The organism is Psychromonas ingrahamii 37 (assembly GCF_000015285.1).
In the GTDB taxonomy this organism is placed as follows: Bacteria; Pseudomonadota; Gammaproteobacteria; order Enterobacterales; family Psychromonadaceae; genus Psychromonas; species Psychromonas ingrahamii.
Window position 1 is genome coordinate 2,036,911 of sequence record NC_008709.1, and the last position, 25,411, is coordinate 2,062,321.

General features: G+C 44.7%; 12 protein-coding genes. 6 read left to right on the top strand and 6 right to left on the bottom strand.

Features of this window, described 5'->3' with window-relative positions:
* Nucleotides 1-28: 28 nt before the first annotated feature.
* From PING_RS08795 to PING_RS08810, 4 genes are read right to left on the bottom strand one after another with little or no spacing between them, the layout of a single operon-like run.
* Complete coding sequence (locus PING_RS08795) at nucleotides 29-631, bottom strand: ABC-type transport auxiliary lipoprotein family protein (protein WP_011770030.1); 603 nt, start codon at nucleotides 629-631, stop codon at nucleotides 29-31.
* Nucleotides 621-1,517, bottom strand: a complete 897-nt coding sequence (locus PING_RS08800; RefSeq protein WP_011770031.1) for an MlaD family protein — start codon at nucleotides 1,515-1,517, stop codon at nucleotides 621-623. Before PING_RS08800 ends, PING_RS08795 begins: the two co-directional genes overlap by 11 nt.
* On the bottom strand, nucleotides 1,507-2,271 hold the full coding sequence (locus PING_RS08805) for an ABC transporter ATP-binding protein (RefSeq protein ID WP_011770032.1): 765 nt from the start codon (nucleotides 2,269-2,271) through the stop codon (nucleotides 1,507-1,509). The genes PING_RS08800 and PING_RS08805 overlap by 11 nt, the downstream gene beginning before the upstream one ends.
* A complete protein-coding gene (locus tag PING_RS08810; RefSeq protein WP_011770033.1) occupies nucleotides 2,268-3,419 on the bottom strand; it encodes an ABC transporter permease in 1,152 nt (383 codons plus the stop codon). Before PING_RS08810 ends, PING_RS08805 begins: the two co-directional genes overlap by 4 nt.
* Before the next feature lie 406 nt (nucleotides 3,420-3,825).
* Here PING_RS08810 and PING_RS20555 point away from each other — a divergent pair, with 406 nt between their 5' ends.
* Nucleotides 3,826-3,978: a hypothetical protein gene (locus PING_RS20555; protein ID WP_157035335.1), complete on the top strand. Its 153-nt coding sequence runs from the start codon at nucleotides 3,826-3,828 to the stop codon at nucleotides 3,976-3,978.
* A 38-nt stretch (nucleotides 3,979-4,016) separates the two neighbouring features.
* Here the strand turns inward: PING_RS20555 and PING_RS08815 are convergent, their stop codons facing one another.
* Complete coding sequence (locus tag PING_RS08815) at nucleotides 4,017-4,964, bottom strand: YeiH family protein (protein ID WP_011770034.1); 948 nt, start codon at nucleotides 4,962-4,964, stop codon at nucleotides 4,017-4,019.
* Nucleotides 4,965-5,232: 268 nt separating this feature from the next.
* On the opposite strand from PING_RS08815, the gene PING_RS08820 reads away from it, so the two are divergent.
* The 5 genes from PING_RS08820 (at nucleotide 5,233) to PING_RS08840 (ending at nucleotide 24,387) form a co-directional block, all read left to right on the top strand.
* On the top strand, nucleotides 5,233-6,060 hold the full coding sequence (locus PING_RS08820) for a helix-turn-helix domain-containing protein (protein WP_011770035.1): 828 nt from the start codon (nucleotides 5,233-5,235) through the stop codon (nucleotides 6,058-6,060).
* Nucleotides 6,061-6,142: 82 nt separating this feature from the next.
* Nucleotides 6,143-14,128, top strand: a complete 7,986-nt coding sequence (locus tag PING_RS08825; RefSeq protein ID WP_011770036.1) for a type I polyketide synthase — start codon at nucleotides 6,143-6,145, stop codon at nucleotides 14,126-14,128.
* Nucleotides 14,121-16,685: a PfaB family protein gene (locus PING_RS08830; protein ID WP_011770037.1), complete on the top strand. Its 2,565-nt coding sequence runs from the start codon at nucleotides 14,121-14,123 to the stop codon at nucleotides 16,683-16,685. The genes PING_RS08825 and PING_RS08830 overlap by 8 nt, the downstream gene beginning before the upstream one ends.
* Nucleotides 16,686-16,776: 91 nt before the next feature.
* A complete protein-coding gene (locus PING_RS08835) occupies nucleotides 16,777-22,692 on the top strand; it encodes a hotdog fold thioesterase (protein WP_011770038.1) in 5,916 nt (1,971 codons plus the stop codon).
* Nucleotides 22,693-22,791: 99 nt separating this feature from the next.
* The gene (locus PING_RS08840) at nucleotides 22,792-24,387 is read left to right on the top strand and encodes a PfaD family polyunsaturated fatty acid/polyketide biosynthesis protein (protein ID WP_011770039.1); all 1,596 of its coding nucleotides are present in this window, start codon (nucleotides 22,792-22,794) and stop codon (nucleotides 24,385-24,387) included.
* A gap of 152 nt (nucleotides 24,388-24,539) precedes the next feature.
* On the opposite strand, the gene PING_RS21830 is transcribed toward PING_RS08840, so the two are convergent.
* Entirely contained in the window at nucleotides 24,540-24,785 is a 246-nt protein-coding gene (locus tag PING_RS21830) for a hypothetical protein (protein WP_041766266.1), read from the bottom strand.
* Nucleotides 24,786-25,411: the final 626 nt, after the last annotated feature.

The window sequence follows — 25,411 nt, forward strand, 5'->3', positions numbered from 1 at the left end:
CTTAATGGTCTCAATATATTCAAATAACTTAACGCAGCCAGTCAACCAGTTCTTTAGTCACAATAGTAGCTGCTTTATTCAGTGCGGCTACCGCGTTACCTGCATTGATCGGCGGTGCCACCGGTAGACTTGACACAAAATTCCGGCTTTTGATAACTCTGCTGGTATTATTATCGATAAGGTTAAAGTGGATTTTTATCAACCCATCGGAGGTCCCGTCATCATTTACCCTGTGGCTGAAATCGAGCAGGGTACTTTCGAGCAGAAAGTCAGATTTCGACTGAGATGAGTAAGGTACAACTGCAATATAACGCCCGCTTTTTTCAAGTGCTTCCTGAAAAATAAGGCGCAACATGATGGTCGGTGAATCACTCCAGCGGCTATAAGCGTAGCTGCTCTGCCCATAGCGCTGATCGCTATAGATTATCTCTCGAGCATTAAACACATGCGAACTGCCCATTCGGCCTAACATAAGAATGCCGGCAGGTTTTCCTTCTTGGCTCTTAGGCAGGTAAAAAGTATCCAGCGCGGGATAAAGAGTATAGGTCGAAACGGGAGGCAGTTTTTTGCCGGCACATCCTGTTATCCCGATCAATAACAGCGCTAATAAAAAGAAATCTCTATTTTTCATAATAGCCGTCCTCACCAGGTCCAGGATTTGCCTGCGTGCGTTTGAAAAGCAAATCTGCAGGGCTGTCTTTAATGTCCTGCAGGGTTGTCTGCAGAGTGCCGGTAAGAATATCAAGATCGCTTAAAAGCAGGTTCAATGCACTAAAATTCGCGTGCATTCCCCGGCTCATCTCCTGACTAAGGCCAGTGGTGTTTTTTTCAAGATTATCAGCCATTCGTTGGACACTTATTGAGGCTGCACTGATTTTTTCAGAGGTTGCGGCTATCTTGTTCTCCATTACGACGCCATTATCAACCAGCGTTCGAATACCTTTTAATTGTACCCGCAAATCTTTAAGCAGTTCTTTGCTTTCAAAGAGCAGCAGTTCAACATTATTTATATTTTTATCATTAAGTAAGCGGTTGATGTTTTCCAGTGTTTCAATCGATTTTTCTGCTAATTTGCTCAAAGACTGATCAATTCTTCTTAATGTTGAGGGTCTTGACGGGATGACGGGTATTTCACCATTGACACTCTTTAACAACGCGGCTTCTTTGTCGATACCCTCCAGCTCGATATAGGCAAGCCCGGTAATACCGTAAAAATTTAGCGCCGCAGTGGTATCTGTTTTGATAGCTGTGTTCTGGTTTATTTTGATCAGTAGTTCCACTACTTCAGGGTTATCGACTTTAAGTCCAATTCTGACCACTGAGCCCACGTCTACGCCTCGATATTTAACCGTGGCGTCGGTGTTCAAACCTGCAACGGATTCTAATAAATGCACAAAGTAAGTATCATAGCTTTGTTGTCCGTGTTGCCTTGTTAACCAGAAGGTTATACTTAACAAGGCTGTCATTAGGATAACCACAAAGAGTCCGACAATAGTGTAATTTATTTTACTTTCCATGACCATTCCTTAAGCGCCCGCGCTCTCCCCGAAAGAACTGCCGAATGACCGGATCAGGGAGCTGTATAACCTCTTTGAGCGTACCTTCAGCAATCACTTTTTTATTTGCCAGTACGGCAAAACGATCCACAATGGTCCAGATTGAGTCAAGATCATGGGTGACCATCACAATAGTGAGATCCAGCATATTCCGTAATTCAATAATCAAATGGTCAAATTCTTCAGCACCAATAGGATCCAGTCCAGAAGTGGGCTCATCTAAAAATAATAAGCGCGGATCCATTGCCAGAGCCCGCGCCAATGATGCGCGCTTGACCATGCCGCCGCTTAACTGAGCAGGATAGAGATCTGCAGCGTGGTACGGAAGACCAACCAGATTTAACTTCATATGGACAATCTCTCTAATCAGTTTTGCCGGCAGAGCTGTATACTCTTTCAGACTGATCGCCACATTTTCCATTACCGTGAGTGAAGAATAAAGTGCCCCTTGTTGAAAAAGTACCCCCCACTGACTGCGCAGTTCGGCAGCTTCTGCTTGGCCTATATTAATCACATCATAACCAAGCACCTGTATTTTTCCTGATGCAGGCTGTAACAACATGATCATCTCTTTCATTAATGTCGATTTGCCGGAACCACTGCCGCCAAGCAGGCCATATATTTCACCGTGCCGAACGCTTAAACTAAGGCCATCATGAACAACCTTATCAGCAAACCGTGTCACTATATTGTCAATACTGATAATGCTACTCATAGTCCCAGCTCGGTAAAGATAACGGAAAAAAGTGCATCACAGGCAATGACCAGAAAAATAGCGTTGACCACACTGATTGTCGTGTAACGGCCAAGACTTTCCGTATTGCTGGCAACCTGGAACCCGCGAAAGCAGCCGGTGATGGCGATTAACCAGGCAAAGAAAGGGCCTTTAAAAAGCCCTATCCAGAGGTGTTTTATATCGAGTACATGTTGCAGACGATGGATGAATTCCGCATAGGAAATATTCAGGTGGATATTAGATACAATCATCCCCCCCGCAATACCAATAACATCGGCAAATAAAATCAGCAGGGGCATAACAATCATTAAGGCAATGATGCGCGGCAGAACAAGAAAACGGTGCGGCTCAAAGCCCATGGTACGCATGGCGCTGATTTCTTCCGTAATGGTCATCGCACCAAGTTGCGCTGTATAGGATGAGCCGGTTCTGCCGGCGACGACTATCGCGGTGATCAGCGGGGCCAGCTCTCTGGTAACCGAAATACCTATCATATCGACGATAAAAATATTGGCGCCAAACTTCTGCAATTGTAATGCGCTCTGATAGGTTATCACCACACCAATCAGGCAACTTGTCAGGGCCACAATAGGCAGCGCACGAACCCCCGCTTCTTCAATGTTTTTGACAATGGATGCATAACGGATCGATGATGGATGACGCAGTGAGGTAAGCAGCGCGGCTGAATGCTCACCGATAAAGGTCAGAAAATCGTTAATATCCCGCCATAAATTTTCCGTAGACTTGCCAATATTAGTGAATGGGAGCAGCAGGCGAGATAATAAGCCGGGTTTTGACACCGCTTGCTGTGAAACATGGGAACGTAATAACTGATAAAGATTTTGATACTCAGACCTTGCACCCGTCAGTTCTACAGTGCAATGCTGTAACTTGAGCAAATCATGGTAATGGATATAAAGCATTATACCGGCAGAATCTACCTTTCCTACGCCAGACACATCCCATTGTACGGACATATTGAACAGGATGCCGGCCTCTTTTTCTAAATATCTCAGCACATTCTGAAGGGCTTTAGCTGTCCAGTCACCCTGGCATCGAAATAATATTGAGCCACTATTATTTTGAGTCTTCTCAATCTGAGCCTGTTGTAGTTTCAAATATGTCATCCATTTAATATCATTTACTTTTATTGGCAATCGCTGTTAATCAGTGATCCCGGCAATAACATAATGCTTTGTGTCAGAGTATAGTAAGAATAAAAATGGGTTACCCAAAAAAGGTGAGATATTTGTAAAGGAGACTGCAGTGGTAATTATGCTGCTCATTGTTTATTGTTTATTGTTCATTGTTTATTATTTAATGTGCTGATTGCTGATTGCTGATATTACTTAAGGGAGAGGGCAAAAAAGTGGGGATTAAATAGCGATCCAGTCCAGACCTTCTAAGGTTTTTCTAAAGTGGATATTAGTGGTTTTCGGTATCGTTCAGTTATGACTTAGATTGTTTTAGTCTTTCCTTTGTAATGACCAATAGAAAGATAATATAGGGACTACTGGTGAGAAAGGAATTTAAATGCTGTCTAAAAATTTACTTATTATGGCGATTTTATCTTGTATCGCATTTTCAATTATAAGCTCGGGTTTATTATCTACTTTATTTGATCTTGGTGCTTTTGTCTTACTCGGCTATATTTTATTCACTCAAAACAAGCGTGCTAAAAAGTAGCGACTGTTTTTTTGCAAAAATATTTAGGCTGCCGCGTTTTACATTAGTAACTGAATATAAGCCAGTGAGCCCGTAGCGGTTATTATCCAAAGAAGAACCCCTAAAACAAGTGGCTTGGCCCCTGCAGATTTGATTTTATTAAAGCTGATGGCAGATCCGATTAAAAATAAACTCAGCACCAGAAAACGTTTAGAAACGGAAAAAATAATTTCATATAAAGACGAAAATTGCGGTAAATAATAAGCGACCAGTATCGACAGGCAGTAGAATAAAATAAACGTTGGCACCGTGATTTTCTTATTATCTCCTTTAAAAAGCAGGGCGCTAATAAATGCAATGGGAATAATCCATAAGGCGCGTGCCAGTTTTAGTGTGGTTGCGATTAACAAGGCTTCATCACCATAGGCAGAAGCTGCCCCAACAACCGATGAGGTATCATGGATTGCGATTGCACACCAAACCCCAAAGGCATGTTGCGTCATACTCAGCAAATGGCCGATAAAGGGGAATAAAAATAATGCCACTGAATTGAGCAGAAAAACAGTGGCCAGTGCAATGGAGGTTTGATCCTTGCTCGCATTAATTGCCGGCGCGACAGCTGCAATGGCACTACCGCCACAAACTGCCGTGCCGGAGGCAATTAAATAACCTGTTTTTGGATTGATTCGTAAGCGTTTAGTCAACAGCCAGCCAATGATTAAGGTACTCAGCAGAGACAATACAATCAGACCAAAAGCATCTTTGCTGGCAGCAATAGCCTGATCTAAATTAATCCCAAATCCTAACCCTATGATTGAATAGGCTAATAGATTTTTGGTTAATAAGTTCATATTTATCCGTTTAGGGACTAATCCAAGCATGGCCAGTGTAAAGCCGAGAAGTAATGCAATAGGGGACGAAACGACGGGCGATAAACATAAAATTGCGGCACCCATAAAAATTAGATTTTGTTTTTTCCATTTTGCATTATTTAACAACTTTTCCATGTGCTCTTCCAATATTAAAATCTAATCCATTATAAATAAATTTCTGAGTTCAGTATACCAGAGCTATGTTATCAATTTTATCAATGAGTTTTGAGCTTCGGGTTGAGAGCTGACGGCTTTCCCACCTTTCCACCTTCCCTCGATGATTTTAACCGCTATTAAGCCTTGATAATTATTTAGTATCGGGTGATTGTTTAGGGGCTGATACCTGTGTATATTGTTCACCTGCCCACATCCAATAAATTGATTTAAAAATGAACAGATTTTAATGTCTAAGCAGCATAAAAACGCAACCACCACCGAAGAGATGCGTATTTTTATATTTGAATCGGATTTGCCCACGGCAAAGTTATCCCGCCTTCTGAATATTTCTGAATCGACAGTACGAAAATGGCGTAAACGTCAGAATTGTGCCGATCTTCCTCATACCCCTAAGCAATTAAATACAACCTTAACGGTCGCCCAGGAATATGTTGTTGTCCAACTGCGCATCCGTTTGCTGTTGTCACTGGATCAATTACTGAGCGTGTGCAAAGAATTTATTAATGAGAATACATCTCGTGCAGGATTACAACGCTGCTTAAAAAGACATGGTGTGTCGCGCCTTGCGGACATGGAACCTACGCCTAATGAGTTGGTGCATGTGGTTGTCGATATTGAAGAAAATCAATCTAATATGGTGTTCAGTTCGAAGATATCCCCGCAGGCCATGACCGATGTACTTAATCAACTACGGGAAAAAGAGTTAACCATTGATAATTTAAACAGCCCGCTCACGGATCATGCGCTTAATGCACAATCAACCAGTCTTAACTGCCTTGATGTGGTTCAGGTGAATGTCACTACCTTGCCCGAATTTGTCAATCAAACTGAAAATTATCGCTTGTTGGTGGCCAATGATCCAAGCGGGAGTTGGGTCTATGTTGACCTCTATTGTGATCAGGAAATAAATGCGGCAAGGCGATATATGAAACATGTGTTAACTAAAGGGCCGTTTCACATTCGCCGCGTACTGGCGGCTAATTACAATGAATTTTTAAGTCATTTTCGTTTGTTAGATGATAACGCGAAAAATAAACAGGTCACTGCGCCATAAAATAATCCGTTTTCTATGTGCAGAAAAGAGTGACAGATAATAATAATGACTAACGCAACAGGTTTTTAACCGGAGTAATCAAATGTCTACAGAGCAAAGCCCGAACAACCACGATATGGCAGAAGAAGAGCAGTTAAGTTCACGCATGCAGGAATGTCCTATCGCGATTGTTGGTATGTCTTCGGTGTTTGCAGAGAGCAAAAATCTTGACCAATTTTGGGATAACATTGTTGAGTCAGTGAACGGCATTCGGGATATACCGGAAGATCGTTGGGCGATTGATGATTATTATTCTGCCGATAAAAAAGCGGCGGATAAAACCTACTGCAAACGCGGCGGTTTTTTACCTGAAATTGATTTTGATCCGATGGAATTTGGTTTGCCGCCCAATTTGTTAGAACTGACCGATATTACCCAGTTGATGTCTTTGGTGGTTGCGCGCGATGTACTGGCCGATGCCGGCATCTCCGATGAAAACAGTTATGATCGTGATAAAATTGGAATCACTCTGGGGGTTGGCGGAGGTCAGAAACATATCTCGCCTTTAACCTCCCGTCTGCAGGGCCCAGTGTTAGATAAGGTATTAAAAGCATCGGGTGTGGATGCAGCCGATCGTAATATGATCATTGAAAAATTCAAAAAAGCCTATATTCCCTGGGAAGAAAATTCATTCCCGGGTATGTTGGGCAATGTTATTGCTGGACGTATTGCCAACCGTTTCGATTTTGGTGGTACTAACTGTGTGGTTGATGCTGCCTGCGCAAGCTCCTTAGCGGCGATTAAAATGGCGGTCTCAGATTTACTTGAGTATCGTTCGGAAATGATGATCACGGGCGGGGTCTGTTGTGATAACTCCCCCTTTATGTATATGTCATTCTCAAAAACCCCCGCTTTTACCGATGGACAAAATATTCGTCCCTTTGATGACCAGTCCAACGGCATGATGATTGGTGAAGGTGTGGGCATGATTGCACTGAAACGTTTAGCCGATGCCGAGCGAGATGGCGATAAAATTTATTCTGTTATTAAAGGCATAGGCAGTTCATCCGACGGTCGTTACAAATCTATTTATGCGCCAAGTCCTGCGGGGCAAGTAAAAGCGCTTAAACGTGCGTATGCTGATGCCGGTTTTGATCCCTTAACCTGCGGTTTGATTGAAGCGCATGGTACCGGCACAAAGGCGGGAGATGCCGCTGAGTTTGCCGGTTTAAGTGCGCTCTTTAGTGAAAACAATGCGCAAAAACAACATATCGCCTTAGGATCGGTTAAATCACAAATTGGCCATACTAAAGCCGCGGCCGGCACTGCGGGGATAATTAAAGCGTCTTTAGCGCTTTACCATAAAGTGCTGCCGGCAACGATTAATGTGGAGCAGCCGAATAAAAACCTGGATATTGATAATAGCCCTCTGTATATCAATAGTGAAACCCGGCCCTGGATGCCGCGTGCCGATGCGATTAAGCGTCGTGCCGGGATCAGTTCCTTTGGTTTTGGTGGTACTAATTTTCATATCGTCCTTGAAGAATACCAAAGCAAGCAAAGCGGCCAATACCGTTTAAATGAAGTACCGCAAACGATTGTTATCAGCGCGGCAGACAAAGAAGCTCTACAACAAAGTTTAACCACCTGGCGCACTAAACTTGCGGTGACCAATGATTTACAGGCCTATGCATTTAATGCTTTAGTGGTTGAAAATCCATTATCAACACCGCAGCAGAAGCTCGCACGTTGCGGCTTTGTGGCTAAAAATGCGCAGCAAGCACTGCAATTAATTGAACAGATAATAAAAGAATTTTCCCTGAATGACGCGCCCGCATGGTCTACACCAACGGGCATCTATTACCGCGAAAGCGGGCTTAAAACACAAGGGAAAGTGGTTGCGCTGTTCTCAGGGCAAGGTTCTCAATATGTTAATATGGGGCGTGATTTAAGCTGCAACTTCCCCTCAATATTAGACACTCATGCTTTGATGGATACCCAGTTTAGTGATAATGGTTTACCGCAGTTATCTAAAGTGACTTATCCGATTCCTGCCTTTACGGCTGAAAAACGTGCTGCACAGGAAGAAAGCTTACGCTTAACCCAGCACGCCCAACCTGCGATTGGTGCTTTTAGCGCAGGACTATATAAAACCTTCCTGCAGGCTGGCTTTAAAGCTGATTTTACTGCAGGTCATAGTTTCGGTGAATTAACCGCTTTATGGGCCGCGGGCGTGTTATCTGAGCATGATTATATGCTACTTGCCCGCAGCCGGGGTCAGGCAATGGCTGCGCCCGAGGATGAAAACTTTGATGCCGGTACTATGATCGCCGTGATCGGTGATCCTGCGCAGGTAGCGCTGGAGATTAAACCGCTTGCTGGTCTTTCAATTGCGAATTATAACGCTAATAATCAAGTGGTTGTGGCAGGTCCAACCAGCGAGGTAGGCGTTGCTTTTGAGCAGCTTAAAGAAAAAGGCTACAAAGTGATACAGCTGCCTGTTTCTGCAGCTTTTCATACAGCATTGGTAGGACACGCACAAAAGCCCTTTGCTGATGTTATCGACCGTGTTGAATTTAAATCGCCCTCTATTCCTGTCTTTTCCAATGGCAGTGCAGTAGCCCATTCAACACAACCTGAGGTGATCAAGGCCAGCCTGAAAAAACATATTTTAGAACCGGTTCATTTTAATGATGAAATTGATAATTTATATGCCGCTGGTGGGCGACTCTTTATTGAATTTGGTCCTAAAAATGGCTTAACAGGCTTAGTTGATAATATCCTTAAGGATAAATCCGATGTGACTACTATTGCGGTCAACGCTAATCCTAAAAAATCAGCTGATTTGCAACTGCGTTTAGCCGCCGTTGAAATGGCTGTGTTAGGGGTGCAGTTGAATAATATTGACCCCTATAACGGGTTACAACGTCCCACAATTCCCGCTAAAAAATCACCTCTGGCAATGAAATTATCCGGTGCTGCTTATGTGAGTGAAAAAACTAAAAAAGTGTTTACGGATGCTTTAAATGATGGTCAAAAAATCAATACTCAACCAGCCAATACTGAGCAAAGCAGGGGCATTGAAAAGCAGCTGCCCGTTGAGAAAGAGGTGATTGTTGAGAAAGAGGTGATTGTTGAAAAAATTGTGGAGAAAATTGTCTACCTCAATCCCGATGGTACGGCCTTTGATCATCAAGCTGTCAATATGGCCAGCGTCAATATGCCGCCTGACAATAGCACCGCGTTAGTTGCCTCTATTGAACAAAGTGTCGGCCAGGTTGTGCAGCATCAAGCACAACTATTAAGTGTGCATGAAGAGTATCTGCAGGGCCCGAAAGAGTACGCAAAAACATTTCAGGCAGTATTAGCCTCTCACGCGGGTGCGGCGCAATTGCCTGAGAGTTTGGACAAAACATTAACGATGTACCATGACTTTCAGTCTGAAACATTACGCGTTCACGAAGCCTATTTAAATCATCAGACTGAGAATATGCAGCAGATGTTAACGGCTGCGCCCATGACGGAATCTGCCGACCTATCTGCTGCCGTCCAACAGAACGTTGCTGTTAACAGTGTTGCGGCCATCAAAGCGGTAAAACCTGCAACCTCTGCGCCAGTCCAACAGAATAAAACCAAGGTTGCTACTCCTGCCGTCTCGACTCCAGTGCCAACAGCTGCCATTGATTTAAATGAAATTCAAAATGTGATGCTTGCTGTAGTCGCCGATAAAACCGGTTATCCCGTTGAAATGCTCGAACTTGGCATGGACATGGAAGCGGATTTAGGTATAGATTCGATTAAACGGGTAGAAATTTTAGGCGCAGTGCAGGATCAGATAAGCGACTTGCCGGAATTAAATCCGGAAGCGCTCACTGAGCTGCGCACTTTGGGTGAAATAGTTGACTATATGCAGGCACAGGCGCCGGTTGCAGGACGTGAGAATAATAATGTGCCTCTCGATAATATTGCATCACTTGACAATAATGTCCCTGAGATTGATTTATCCGCTATTCGGACTGTGATGCTGGATGTGGTTGCCGATAAAACCGGTTATCCTGTTGAAATGCTCGAACTTGGCATGGACATGGAGTCGGATTTAGGCATAGATTCAATTAAGCGGGTGGAAATTTTAGGCGCGGTGCAGGATGAGATAAGCGACTTGCCGGAATTAAATCCGGAAGCGCTCACTGAGCTGCGCACTTTGGGTGAAATAGTTGACTATATGCAGGCACAGGCGCCGGCAGCTTCTATCGTTGCAACAGAGAATGAAAGCGAGCAGGCAAAAACACAGAACAGCCAATCTGCACTCTTACCCATTGATCTGACGCATATTATGCTGGCAGTGGTTGCCGATAAAACCGGTTATCCCGTTGAAATGCTCGAACTTGGCATGGACATGGAGTCGGATTTAGGCATAGATTCGATTAAACGGGTAGAGATTTTAGGTGCGGTGCAGGATCAAGTTAGCGACTTGCCAGAATTAAATCCGGAAGCACTCGCTGAGCTGCGCACTTTGGGTGAAATAGTTGACTATATGCAGTCACAGGCAGCTTCTATTGTTGCAACAGAAAATGAAAGCGAGCAGGTAAAAACACAGAACAGCCAATCTGCACCCTTACCCATTGATCTGACCCATATTATGCTGGCAGTGGTTGCCGATAAAACCGGTTATCCCGTTGAAATGCTCGAACTTGGCATGGACATGGAAGCGGATTTAGGCATAGATTCGATTAAACGGGTAGAAATTTTAGGCGCAGTGCAGGATGAGATAAGTGACTTGCCAGAATTAAACCCGGAAGCGCTCGCTGAGCTGCGCACTTTGGGTGAAATTGTTGACTATATGCAATCGCAGGCGCCGGCGGCTTCTATTGTTGCAACAGAGAATGAAACCGAGCAGGAAACACAGTTAAAAATACAGGATAGCCAGCCAGCTGCGTCAGTAACAGCTCTGTTGGATATTAAAAATATAATGCTGGATGTGGTGGCAGATAAAACCGGTTATCCCGTTGAAATGCTCGAACTTGGCATGGATATGGAAGCGGATTTAGGCATAGATTCGATTAAGCGGGTGGAAATTTTAGGTGCGGTGCAGGATAAAGTTAGCGACTTGCCGGAATTAAATCCGGAAGCCTTAGCCGAGCTGCGCACCTTAGGTGAAATTGTGACTTATATGCAGTCGCAGGCAGCGCCTCTGAATAATGCCGTGCCTATTGTTCCGGTGCTGGGGTCAGCGCCTGTTGATTTAACCCTGATTGAAACAGTTATGCTTGACGTGGTTGCCGATAAAACCGGTTATCCCGTTGAGATGCTCGAACTTGGCATGGACATGGAAGCGGATTTAGGCATAGATTCGATTAAACGGGTGGAAATTCTAGGCGCGGTGCAGGATGAGATAAGCTCGCTGCCGGAATTAAATCCAGAAGCACTCGCTGAGCTGCGCACTTTGGGCAACATTGTTGATTATATGGTCAATCTCACGGGCACGAGCCAGGCTGACGTCATAAAGTCTGCTGAGCCGGTTGATTCAGTTGAACCGGTGGCAAGTTTCGAACCCGCGCCAAGTGCAACTGTAGTGATAAAGCACCTTAATGTGATTGAAAAAATCGCCATGGATGTCAACGGTGAAAATCTTTTATTAGTGGATGACGGTCAAGGTTGTGCAGTCCGTTTGGCCGATAAATTAAGCAAGCTGGGTTGGTCTGTGACTGTTATCAAACCAAGCTGGGTAAACTCCGATAGCGATAAAACATTTTCTAAGAAGGTTAATGTTTTTGAATTAAATGCGCTTAATGAGCAGGAAATAAACACGATTTTAGACACCCAATCTGTTTGGACAAGTGTTGTTTATCTGCATCCTAAAACCACTATCACTGCTATTGAATATCCGCAGGCAAGCAAACAGGGGTTAATGCTGGCATTTTTATTAGCCAAACTGTCAGATTTGGCAGCACCGCAAAACAATATTAAAACCCGAGCATCATTTGTTGTATTAACCCGCCAGGGTGGGGCTTTTGGGGTGGAAGATAATGAACTTGAATCTGACCTTGTGCAGACGGGACTTACCGGGCTGGTTAAAACTATTTCTCATGAATGGCCTGGGGTATTTTGTCGTGCCGTTGATCTGGCCAGTCAATTGTCTGCCGATAAAGTTGCTAATATTATTGTGGATGAGTTAAATGATAAAAATGTTAAACCCGTAGAAGTGGGTTTTAACCATAATGGCCGTTTAACGCTAGTGGCTGAAAAAACAGACAGTTACACTCTGCAATCCGGCAGCAGTATAGATCAAGATTCAGTGTTTTTAGTCAGTGGCGGCGGCCGAGGGGTGACCGCTGAGTGTGTTATCCGTTTAGCAAAGGAGTATAAATCTAAGTTTATTCTTTTGGGGCGTTCTGATTACAAAAGTGATCAACCCCGCTGGGCAATCGGAATCAATGATCAAGCTGCGCTTAAAAAAGCGGCTATGCAGGCATTGCAGGCCAAGGGTAAAAAACCCACGCCCGCCTCCATTTCAGCATTGGTTGGCTCAATACTCAGCAATCGTGAAATCAAACAAACCTTGGCGTTAATAGATGATGCCGGTGGTATTGGCGAATATATTTGCGCGGATGTCACCGATTCAAATGCGGTGTTGAATGCGCTAACACCGATCACCTCTCTCTGGGGAGAGGTTAGCGGGATTATTCATGGTGCGGGTGTGTTGGCCGATAACTTTATCGAGCAAAAAACAGTCGTGGAATTTGAGGCAGTTTATAACACTAAGATAGAGGGCTTGTTATCCTTGTTAGCTTGTTGCCAGCAGGACAAACTTAAGCAACTTGTTTTATTCTCATCGGCGGCCGGTTTTTATGGTAATCCCGGGCAGTCTGATTATGCCATTGCCAACGATATTTTAAACAAAACGGCTTATCGTTTTAAAGCCCTGCACCCGGCAGCCCAGGTACTGAGTTTTAACTGGGGGCCCTGGGATGGAGGCATGGTGACACCTGAACTGAAAAAAATGTTTAAGGATCTTGGGGTTTATATTATTCCTTTAGCAGCCGGGGCTGAGTTATTACTTAATGAACTGGCTGCCGATAGTAATCGTTGTCCGCAAATTTTGGTGGGCAACGATATGGGCGGGCAATTACCAGAAGATGATGTTTTAGATGAGAAAGTTTTAGAGGACCATGTTTTAAAGGACGATATATTAGAGGGGAAAGTATTAGAGGATACAAGCGTAAAAAAGCCATTAGTTAGTCGCTTAGCAAAAAGATTTTTAGCGGCTAACAATCCTTTTTTGGCTGATCATAAGATAGGTGAAAATCAGGTACTGCCAACTGTCTGTGCCATTGCCTGGATGGTCGAAGCCGCAGCTGTTAGCTATCCAGATTTTGTCTACCAGGGGCTTAAAAATTATCAACTTTTTAAAGGAATTGTCTTTGATGGTAAACAGGCCAGCGATTATTTTATTGATCTTAATACTGTGGAAAAAAAACCGGGTGGTTTAGCCATTGAGGTTAAAATATCCGGTGAAAAATCCGATGGCAGTCTGAATTTTCATTATGCGGCTACCTTATTAATGAGCAAAGAAAATCAAGCCGCGCCGCTGTACAGTTCTGAACTGCCTGATTTAGTCTTAAGTAAACAAGAAAATGCCGATGCACTTTATCAGGATGGCACCTTATTTCACGGGAGCAGTTTGCAGGGGATACAATCCCTGCTGGAATGCGATGCTAAGGGTTTATTGTTAAGTTGCTTAATTCCTGAATCAGTAAAAAGCAAACAGGGTGAATTTGATCTGCAGGAAAACAATATTTTCGCCAATGATTTAGTCTACCAGGCGTTATTAATTTGGGCGCGTAAACAGTTAGGTTTGGGCAGTTTACCCGGCAGTACATTATCCTGGATTGTCTATGGTGAAGTTAAGGTTAATCAAGCCTTTTATTTAAAGCTCTCGGTGCGTGAGCAGCAGGCAAATAAAGTCGTTGCCGATATTATTCTGATTGATCGAGATAAACAGATTCTGGCAGAGATATCGGGCGCTGAAGTCACCTGCAGTGCCAGTTTAAACAAATTGTTTAAACTGGCCGTTGAAGTTGATGGCTGATAACAGAGGGCTTGATACCCTTAATGCCAGGCTTGCTATTATCGGAATAGATGCGCAGTTTGAAGGATTGCCTAATATCGATTATGTTGAGTCAGCTTTATACAAAGGTGAACGGTACAAAGGTGAACTGCATAAAGCGGATCTGTATTGGGTTGATGGTCAAGATCTTGATCCGCTTTTAGAACAAAGTGATTATCCAACTTTGTGCAGAGATTCAGCCGCCCGTGTTGTCGCAGCTAATAAACTTAGCGCACAACAGGTGGCGGTTATTATTCTGAGCGATCCAAGTGAGAGCATTGCAGTGACTTTGCAGGAGTACTTTAGCTGCAGCATCGTTAATAACCTTGGTGTGGCCCTTACCCGCGGTGAAAAGCTGATTGCTGAATTTAATGTCGCAGTCTTAATTATTGCCGCGAACCTGAATGCTGATTCAAATATAAAACAGGATCAAGCCAGTATCAGTTTTAGTGATGATTTTAGTGGTTACGCGCAGCATAACGGGGTGGTCAGTGTATTATTATCGGCTGCTGATTTTGCGGCCGCTAACGGCTGTTACAGCTATGCAACGCTGCACAGCGCGGCCTGCAGTGCTAATACTGCAGAGCAAATGTTTGCTAGTGGTGCTGATACCGCAGGTAAAATGCGCGCGACCATCGAGCGCTCTCTGCGCGCCGCAAAGATAAGTGCTGAGATGATTGATAGTGTTGAAGTGTCGGCACTTAAAGCGCCTGCGCTCTGCATCTTAGAGACCAATGCATTATTGTATGCTTACAGCCACGGTCAAAAATTAAATACTGCCATTAGCTGCAGCAAAAGTGTGCTGGGGGACAACGGCGCCTTATCGCAGTTGCTGGGGTTATTAAACAGTGTTTTTGTGCTGCAGCAGCGTTATCGTGCGGGGATTAAAGACTGGGCTAAGCCCTCATTCGAAAAACTTCAGGCCTGGTCTGAATCGCCTTTTTATTTTTTTAATAAGGCGACCCCGGCCTTTCCTAATGCCAATGGCAGTCCCCGTTATGTCGCTTACAGCTGTTTATCACAAGATCATTATGCGCATATTATTTTGCAGGAAAATAATGACAAATTAGTGCACAGCAATGGTTTTAATGCCTGTGCAGACTTGACCTTATTTGTGCTGGCGGAGAACAATCAAGTCGGGCTGACAGTGCAGTTACAGCGCTTGTCGGCCGATATCTCGGGCGGCAACTTTAAAGCCTTAGCCAAACAATATTTTAAGGGATTTTCTGAGAGTCAGAATAAAGCCTTTAAAATGGTGCTGTTAGCCGAGTCGCCCGAGCAGTTAATAAAAGAGATAACCCTGGCATTAACCGGTATTAAGCATGCTTTTACAAATAATACCCATTGGAAAACCCCTAAAGGCAGTTATTTTAGTGCAACTCCGCTGTTGACCAAACACAATATCGCCTTTTTATATCCTGGAATAGGGGCAACCTATGTCGGCTTAGGGCAGGATCTGTTTCACCTGTTTCCTGAAATCTATTCAAATGTTGTGAGCTTAGCCGATAATATCGGCAGCACCTTAAAAGAGCAGTTAATCTACCCGCGTTCCGTGACCCGCTTGGATTTCCGTGAACTGAAACAGTTGAATCTTAGCCTGCGCAGTAGGCTGGCTGATATCGCTGAATGTGGTGTCGGTTTTGCCTGTGTTTTCAGTCAAATATTTGCACAGGTCTTTAATATTAAAGCGGATTTTGCCGCGGGTTACAGCATGGGTGAAATCAGTATGTATGCTGGATTAGGATGCTGGCATAAACCTGGTTTAATGAGTGCGCGCTTAGCGGATTCTGATACCTTTAATCACCGCTTGTCGGGCGAGTTACGTGCGCTACGCGAAAGGTGGAATCTGCCCGATGTGAGCGATGGTACTGTTGAGCGAATCTGGGAAACCTACAGTATCAGAGGGAGTTTTGATGAGGTAAGCAAGGCTATTGAAAAGGGCGAACGTGTTTATGTTACCCTAATAAATACTGCGGACAGTCTAACCATTGGCGGTTATCCGAAGGATTGTTTACAGGTGATTAAGCGCTTAGGGGTACGTGCTGTGCCACTTAATATAGGTAATGCAATTCACAGCGAAGTGGCCTATACGGAATATCAGGCGATGCAGAATCTTTACACTATGGCGGTCAGCGAGCGGATTAACACAAAGATGTATTCCAGCTCATGTTACCTGCCTATTCCGCAGCACCCTAAAGCGATTGCGCTTAGTATCGCCAAGTGTCTCTGTGAGCCGGTTGATTTTCCGCGGCTGATTAATACCCTGCATGATAAGGGTGCTGAGGTGTTTATTGAAATGGGCGCTGGAACGTCATTATCCGGCTGGACCAATAAGATTTTAAAAAGACCGGCAACAAGTGACAAAACCGCAGCTGATTTTTTAACCGTGCCGGTTAATGCTAAAGGCTGCGATGATCAACTCAGTTACGCACGTTTAGCGGCAAAGCTTGTCAGTGCGGGTATCGATATTAATTTAAGCAGCTTTTTCTATGGTTCGATTATCCAACCCGTGTGCACGTTTAGCGGCAAAGCTTGTTAGTGCGGGTGTTGATATTAATTTAAGCCACTTTTTTACGGCTCGATCATCCAACTATCCAACCCGTGTTGGCAGTTAAATAAAGAGATAATTTATGGAAGACATTGCAGTCGTTGGTATAGCCAATCTATTTCCCGGTTCAGATACACCTGAGACCTTTTGGCAGCAGTTATTAAAAAAACAGGATAATCGCAGTCAGATAACCAAGCGGGAGCTGGGCGTTGAGCCGCAAAAATATTACGGCAGAAAAGGGGATATGGACAAATTTTACTGTATGTATGGCGGTTATATCCGGGACTTTGAATTTGATTCCGGCCCGTTTATCTCCAAAGGGTTGAATGAAACCTACCTTAATCAGTTAGACAGTCTTCATCAATGGGGTTTATATGTCACCTACCAGGCGTTAATCGATGCGGGTTATTGGGGCAGTGAAAAATTACAGGATTGCGGGTTGATTTTAGGTAATTTATCTTTTCCAACCAAAACATCCAACCATCTTTTTTTGCCCCTTTATGGGCATGTGGTTGAAGTTGCCTTAAAACAGTTAACTTCCAGCAGTTTTCAGTTAAGCAATTTTAGCGCGGGGCAGACAGTTAACCCCGATAATGCCCTGATTGCAGGTTTCCCTTCGGCATTATTGTCTCAAGCAGCGGGGCTTGGCGGCAGCGTATTGTCCTTGGATGCCGCCTGCGCATCCTCCTGTTATAGTGTAAAATTAGCCTGTGATTATTTGCATACGGGTAAAGCCGATATGATGCTTGCGGGCGCGGTGTCAGGCGCGGATCCGCTCTTTGTTAATATGGGTTTTTCGATTTTTCAGGCCTTTCCCGAGGATAATAACCACGCACCTCTGGATAAAAACTCTCAGGGTTTATTCGCCGCTGAAGGTGCCGGCATGATGGTCTTAAAACGTCACGCTGATGCTCTACGGGATGGTGATAAAATTCACGCGATTATTAAGGGTGGCGCACTGTCTAATGACGGTAAAGGTGAGTTTGTATTAAGCCCTAACAGTAAAGGGCAGATTCTTGCCTATCAGCGCGCTTATCAGAATGCCAAAGTTAATCCCGCCGACGTGGATTATATCGAATGCCACGCCACGGGCACCCCGAAGGGCGATAAAGTAGAATTAAGCTCCATGGAAACCTTCTTTAGCCAATACCACAATAAACCCTTATTGGGGTCGGCTAAATCAAACCTTGGGCACTTATTAACGGCGGCGGGCATGCCGGGCATGACCAAAGCTATCTGGGCTTTAAATGAAGGTAAAATCCCCGCTACTATCAGTTTGAAAAATCCCATGAGCTCTAAAAACGGCTACTTTGGTGCTGCGCAGATGCCTGTTGATATGGTTAATTGGCCCGATACCAAAGATAAAACCCGCAGCGCAGGTGTCAGTGTTTTCGGTTTTGGCGGCAGTAATGCCCATCTGGTCTTCCAGCCTGGTAATACGGCCTATGCGCCGAGCAGTGCCGCGGTTAAACCTCGCGAGCCGTTAGCGATTGTCGGTATGGATTGTCACTTTGGCAGCGCCACCTGTCTGGCGGAATTTGACACTTTATTAACCACCGGGCAGACAACTTTTCGGGAACTGCCACCCAAGCGTTGGAAAGGGATGGAACAACACCCAAGCATTAAACAGACTTTATTATTGAATAAAGCCCCCAAGGGTGGATACATAGAAAACTTTGATATTGATTTTCTGCGTTTTAAAGTGCCGCCCAATAAACAGGACTGCCTTATTCCACAACAGTTATTAATGATGAAAGTGGCCGATAATGCAGCGAAAGATGCGCAGTTAACCCCGGGTAGTAACGTCGCTGTTCTGGTTGCTATGGGGGTTGAACTCGATCTTCATCAGTATCGCGGCCGGGTTAATTTAAGCACCCAAATTGAGCAAAGCTTAAAAGAGCAGGGCATTGAATTATCAGTCGATCAGCGGTTGACCCTCACCGGCATCGCTAAAGAAGGGATCGCCTCGGCGGCGCAGTTAAATCAATATACCAGTTTTATCGGTAATATTATGGCATCGCGGATTGCCGCGTTATGGGATTTCTCCGGACCGGCCTTTACGGTTTCCAGTGAAGAAAATTCTGTTTACCGCTGTCTGGAACTGGCTGAAAACCTCTTTCAAACCTCCGAGGTTGAAGCGGTGCTGATTGCCAGCGTTGATTTAGCGGGCTCACTGGAAAATATCAGTTTACGGCAACGTTATGGTCCAGTTTCTGAAAATGCAACAAACAGACCCAACCTACTAAGTTCACAACAGTGGTTAGTCGGCGAGGGTGCGGGCGCATTTGTAGTCAAACCGAATTCAAAGGCCAATTCAAATTCGGTTTATGCAACCGTTGACGGATTAAGTTTTGCAGCGGGCAGTGATGCGCAGGCCATTGAAAAAGCGGCACTAAAAGTCTGCCAAATAGCAAACTTAAGCTGTGCGCAAATAAACCATGTGGAAGCCTTTGCCAGCGGTTTCAGCCTTGATAACCAGGCGGAAAAAAGTGCATTTAATAAACTTTACCCTTCGATCAAAATCGACAGTGTTAAACGTCAGGTAGGGCACTTATTTAATGCATCCGGCATGGCAAGTATTATTAAAACGGCTTTACTGCTCGATAAACAAAAAGCAGGCGTTAATACGGCTATTAATGGTTTAGGCAAAGATTTTTGCTGTGCGCATCTTATCCTATCGGCAACGGATTCTGCCCGTCAATCTGCGCCAAAAAACAGTTTAGGACGAGTCAAAACTCCTTCCTTAGTCAAAACAATTACGCTTGGGGGGGATGATATTCAGCAGGCTATTTTGAAACAGGGTGATAATCCGGTATTTTCAGATATCAAAAAACAGCTCGCGGGTAAAAGTTTACCGCCTGTTAGTGATCCGGTCAGACTTGAGGCTTTACAAATAAATCGTACACGCACAGCTCAAAGCAGCTCGCTTGACAGCGCGCTTGAAAATTTAGCAGTAGCAGACAAACCAGCAACCATTCAAACAGCGACGTCGATAAGTCGCGCCGGGGTAAACGTGGCCAGTAAAACCAGTAAAGATATTTTTCAGCAGACAAAAACGCATTTGGCATTTATTCGTTCACGGCACGCAGCTGAGCAGCAGATAGGCCAATTAATCAAACTGCAGGTGCAGTTAACCTCCGCCAACCCTGTTTTTACTGAACCTGATCAAACGGCAGAAAAAACACCTTCGGCTTCATTTGATTCAATGAAAGAGACAGCAGCGCCACGAATCAAAGCGGTGGAGTCCCCAAGCACCTCGTCTGCCGGTCTGCAAATCAAGGGCGCAGCCGGTTATGCCTATCCGCCACTGCTGTTGATCGAGCGTTATAACCAACCGCAAAAGATTATTTATGACAGTGCCGCGCTGGTGGAGTTTGCTGAAGGTAATATCGCTAACGTCTTCGGCAGTGATTATGCTGTTATCGATAGCTACGCGCGTCGTGTGCGTCTGCCAATGACGGATTATCTGCTGGTCACGCGGGTAACTGATTTAAAGGCTGGCATTAATGAATATAAAAAATCCTATATGGCAACGGAATATGATATTCCAACCGATGCGCCTTTTTTAATCGATGGCCAGATTCCATGGTCGGTGTCCGTTGAATCGGGTCAGTGTGATTTAATGCTGATTTCTTATATCGGCATTGATTTCCAAAATAAAGGGGAACGTGTTTACCGTTTGCTCGACTGTGAATTAACTTTTTTAGAGGAGATGGCCTTTGGTGGTGAAACATTACGTTATGAAATTTATATCGATTCTTATGCTAAAAATGGCGAGCAGTTATTGTTTTTCTTTCATTACGACTGTTTTGTTGGGGATAAAAAAGTATTAATTATGTGTAACGGTTGCGCCGGTTTCTTTACCGATGAGGAGTTAGCCGACGGTAAAGGCGTGATTCACAACGATCAGGATAAAGCGCAGTTTACAAAAGCTGAAAAATCTTATTTCCAGCCGTTAATTGTCAATCAGCGCAGCCGATATGGTTATGAGGAGATGCTTAAACTGGTTGACGGTGATATCAGCGGTTGTTTTGGCCCTGAATATGATCAGCATGGCCGTAATCCGTCGTTAAAATTCTCATCAAAAAAATTCCTGATGATCGAGCGAATCACTAAAATTGATCCGCAGGGAGGACACTGGGGATTAGGATTACTTGAAGGGCAGAAAGATCTCGAACCCGATCACTGGTATTTCCCCTGTCATTTTAAAGGTGATCAGGTGATGGCGGGCTCCTTAATGTCTGAAGGTTGCGGACAGATGGCGATGTTCCTGATGCTTTGGCTGGGTATGAACAGCAATGTTAATAATGCCCGCTTCCAACCCATGCCGGGTGAGGCGCAGACCGTGCGCTGTCGTGGTCAGGTATTACCGCAGTCAAATACCCTGACTTACCGAATGGAAGTCACCGCAATGGGGATGTTCCCGCGTCCGTTTATTAAAGCGAATATAGATATTATTCTTGATGGCAAAGTAGTGGTTGATTTTAAAAACTTGTCTGTTGAAATAAAAGAGCAGGATAACAACTCCCCCTGTCCCGTGACCCTGCCGAAAAATGTTATTCAAATTCCCGGTGCGCCCTTAAGTCCTTCGGCTATCAGAGCGACGCGCGATTCCGTCAGTATTTCTGTTGATTTGGCGCTTAGCCGTTTAGAAAAACATTTAGCGGAAATAGACGCCGCGGCCGTTCAAAAAATAAGCAGTGAACTTGCGGACGAGCGCGGTATAAACCCCTTTAAACATCCCGAGCGTCCGTTGATGCGTGTTGAATCAGATTTTACGGCTTACCGCGAAAAAGGGGTGATACCGATTAAACACTTTGCGGCGCCTATGGTTCACGGACAAAATCGTGTCCCGGATCAAATCCCCTTTACCCCCTGGCATTTGTTTGAATTTGCAACAGGTGATATCAGCAAATGTTTTGGCCCTGATTTTGATGTCTATCGGGGACGTATTCCGCCGCGCACCCCTTGTGGTGATTTACAAGTTGTCACGCAAGTGGTCGAGGTTAAAGGCAAACGCTTGGATCTTAAAAATCCCGCCAGCTGCATTGCGCAATATTATGTGCCTGCAGATGCCTGGTATTTTACCAAAAACAGCCACCCAAACTGGATGCCCTATGCATTGCTGATGGAAATCGCTCTACAGCCAAACGGGTTTCTCTCGGGTTATATGGGCACCACGCTTAAATATCCGGGCAAAGAGCTTTTCTTCCGTAACCTTGACGGTAATGGCACGCTCCTAAAACAAATCGATTTGCGCGGTAAAACCATTGTTAATAAATCGGTCTTACTGAGCACCAGCACAGCCGGTGGTGCCATTATTCAAAGTTTCACTTTTGAACTGCTGGTCGATGATCAAGTCTTCTATACAGGCAACGCCGTATTTGGCTACTTCAGCGGCGAATCTTTGACCAACCAGCTGGGTATCGATAACGGTAAGATCACTCAAGCCTGGTTTGTGGATCATAAAACCGCCCCGGAACGCATTGAACGTTTTGATCTGACCGATAAAAAATCGCCGTTATTCAGCGCACCGGCGGGTAAACCCTATTACCGTTTGGCGGGCGGAGACATGAACTTTGTGGACAGTGTGTCGATTGTCGAAGGGGGCGGAAAAGCCGACTTAGCTTATATTTATGGCGAACGTACTATTGATGAAAGTGACTGGTTCTTCCGTTACCACTTTCATCAGGATCCGGTCATGCCCGGCTCCTTGGGTGTCGAAGCTATTATCGAACTGCTGCAGGCTTATGCATTAAAAAATGATTTAGGAGCAGGGTTTAACAATCCCCGTTTTATCACCCCAAGCACACAAGTTATCTGGAAATACCGCGGACAAATTACCCCGCTTAATAAACAGATGAGCCTGGATGTGCATCTCACTAAGGTCATTCGCAATGAGCATGAAGTGCGTTTAGTCGGGGATGCTAATTTGTCCAAAGATGGTCTGCGGATTTATGAAGTGAAGAATATCGTATTAAGCATTGTTGAAGCGTAATCCTCAGCAGACTGTTTGCTGGAATCTTAAAACGTTTTATATGACGTTAAATTACAAGCACCAAACGCAGGTCAATCCTGCTTCGTTTAAGGTACAAATATGTCAGCTTTAGGTTTTAATACAGACAATCAAATTAACTGGGTATGGAAAGTCAGTCCGGCAACCATAAACAGTGATCCGCAGGCTATTAAAGATTGCTTAATGGATTTGCACAAACCCGTCTACCTTGTACAACAGGCTGAAAGTTTAGGGGTAAGTCAGCAGATTGACGCCGATGGCAGTGAGGCAGTACTCGCCTTTGCACAGGCGCTTAATCCGGAAGATCTCGGCGATCCGGCCTTTAAGAAGAGCTACGGTCTAAAATATGCCTATCACGGCGGGGCGATGGCCAATGGTATCTCTTCCGTAGAATTAGTCAAGGCCCTCGGCAAAGCAGGATTTTTATGCTCCTTTGGTGCGGCGGGTTTAGTGCCCGACGCGCTTGAAAAGGCAATCAAAGCTATTCAAACGGCCTTACCAAACGGCCCCTTTGCGGTCAACCTGATTCATGCTCCCAGCGAAGAAGCCTTAGAGCGCGGCGCCGTTGAACGTTTTCTAAAACTCGGTGTTAAAGTGGTCGAAGCATCGGCCTATTTAGCCTTAACTGAGCATATTGTCTACTACCGTTTAGCCGGTTTATCGGAAAATGCCGATGGCAGCGTTAATATCGGCAACAAAGTGATTGCCAAGGTATCGCGCACTGAAGTCGGACGGCGTTTTATGGAGCCGGCACCGAAAAAGTTGGTTGATAAATTACTTGTACAGGGCAAAATTACACCTCTGCAGGCAGCGCTTTCAGAGCGTGTGCCGATGGCCGACGACATCACCGCCGAAGCTGATTCCGGCGGGCACACGGATAACCGTCCGTTTGTAACTTTGCTACCTTCTATTATCGCTCTGCGTGATGAAATTCAGGAAAAATACAATTTTTCACCTGCTCTGCGGATTGGCGCTGGTGGGGGAATAGGTACCCCGCAGGCAACTCTGGCGGCGTTTAATATGGGGGCTGCCTACATTGTTGTCGGCAGTGTTAATCAGGCCTGTATTGAAGCTGGCGCCTCGGAGCATACGCGCAAATTATTAGCCGATGTTGAGATGGCCGATGTGACCATGGCGCCCGCCGCAGATATGTTTGAAATGGGGGTTAAATTACAAGTGGTTAAACGTGGCTCGATGTTTGCCATGCGCGCCAATAAACTCTATGACTTGTATATGGCTTATCCGTCAATCGAAGCGATTCCAACCCTTGAGCGTGAGAAAATTGAAAAACAGATTTTTCGCAAAAACTTAGATGCAGTGTGGGCAGATACTATCGCTTTTTTCCACGAGCGCGATCCCGCCATGCTCGAGCGCGCGCAAACTAACCCTAAACGTAAAATGGCACTGATTTTCCGCTGGTACTTAGGACTTTCATCGCGTTGGTCGAACGAAGGAGAAGCTGGCCGTGAAATGGATTATCAAATATGGGCAGGCCCAAGTTTAGGTGCGTTTAATAGTTGGGTGAAGGGCAGTTATTTAGAGGACTACACACAGCGTAAAGCGGTTGATGTGGCGCTGCATCTGTTAAAAGGCAGTGCCTATTTACAACGAATTAATCAGCTTAAACTGCAGGGCGTTACATTAGCGCAAAGTTTGTCGGGGTATTACCCGAGCTAAAAACTGCTTTGTGGTGTGCTGATTTATCAGCACAGGGTGATCTAAAAAGCACTCATAAATTTATTGTTAGCCTCAAGTTGTTTAATGCTTGGGGTTTTTTATGGTTTTTAAAATCAATTGCTTATATTGGTAACCTTTGGGTGTCCTATCTTTTATCCTTTCCTACCAACTGCTTTCACCGCAACAACAGCCAAAAACCCCAGAAAACTGCGTGATAATGTTGATGCCGTATTGGTTATTAGTAAGCTTTCGCTTCTGGCTTTTGGTTTAACTTTATTTGTTGGTATTCCGCCCTGACGGCGCGTAGACGATGAGAAACCGAAACGCAGTTTCGCCGTTCGAGGGAGTTGCCGTTGCTTTCCATTTGCTTTTGGAATATAAAGTCTGCTGGCAGGCATCGGCTGATAATGACCTGAGCGTAAATCATCACTGATTTCACTTAGGTAAGTATACAGATTAGTCTGTCAATGAACTTTAGTTATTCCATCCACGCCAGGCGTTTTAGCTCCTTTGGAGGAAAGCGTTATTTGAGCCGCTGGTATAACCATTCGTGATGACTGATAAGGCGCAGCAGTCGACTAACTCGACGAGTTTTGTCTCCTGCTGTCCATATTGCTAATTTACGTTGCAGTTCGCTGATTATCAAAGGTCTTCACCTCATTAAGGTCAGGTAATTTGCTTACGCAAATCAATTAAACTGCGCCCCTTCGCCATGTAATCGGCTTTCCCCATCTCAAACTACTACGAGCGCTCCGCCAGCTTATTTGTCATTGGGGTCGTGCTCCCTTATCATCCAAATAAACCTCCCCCAGTTTACCTACCTGAACTCAAACATATTGGGGTGGATGCCGATCGCAGTCTTTGACCTTATCTTTCTGTAAGGTGATAATGCTTAAACGCAGAATTGTGATATAAACGTTTATCTATTGACAAGAATATATATACTTGAAAAGTGGTAATATTGTCCATCTTATTCACAATATTACAGCATAGTACTACCTGTTAATTCGTGTAGGTAGTGGCG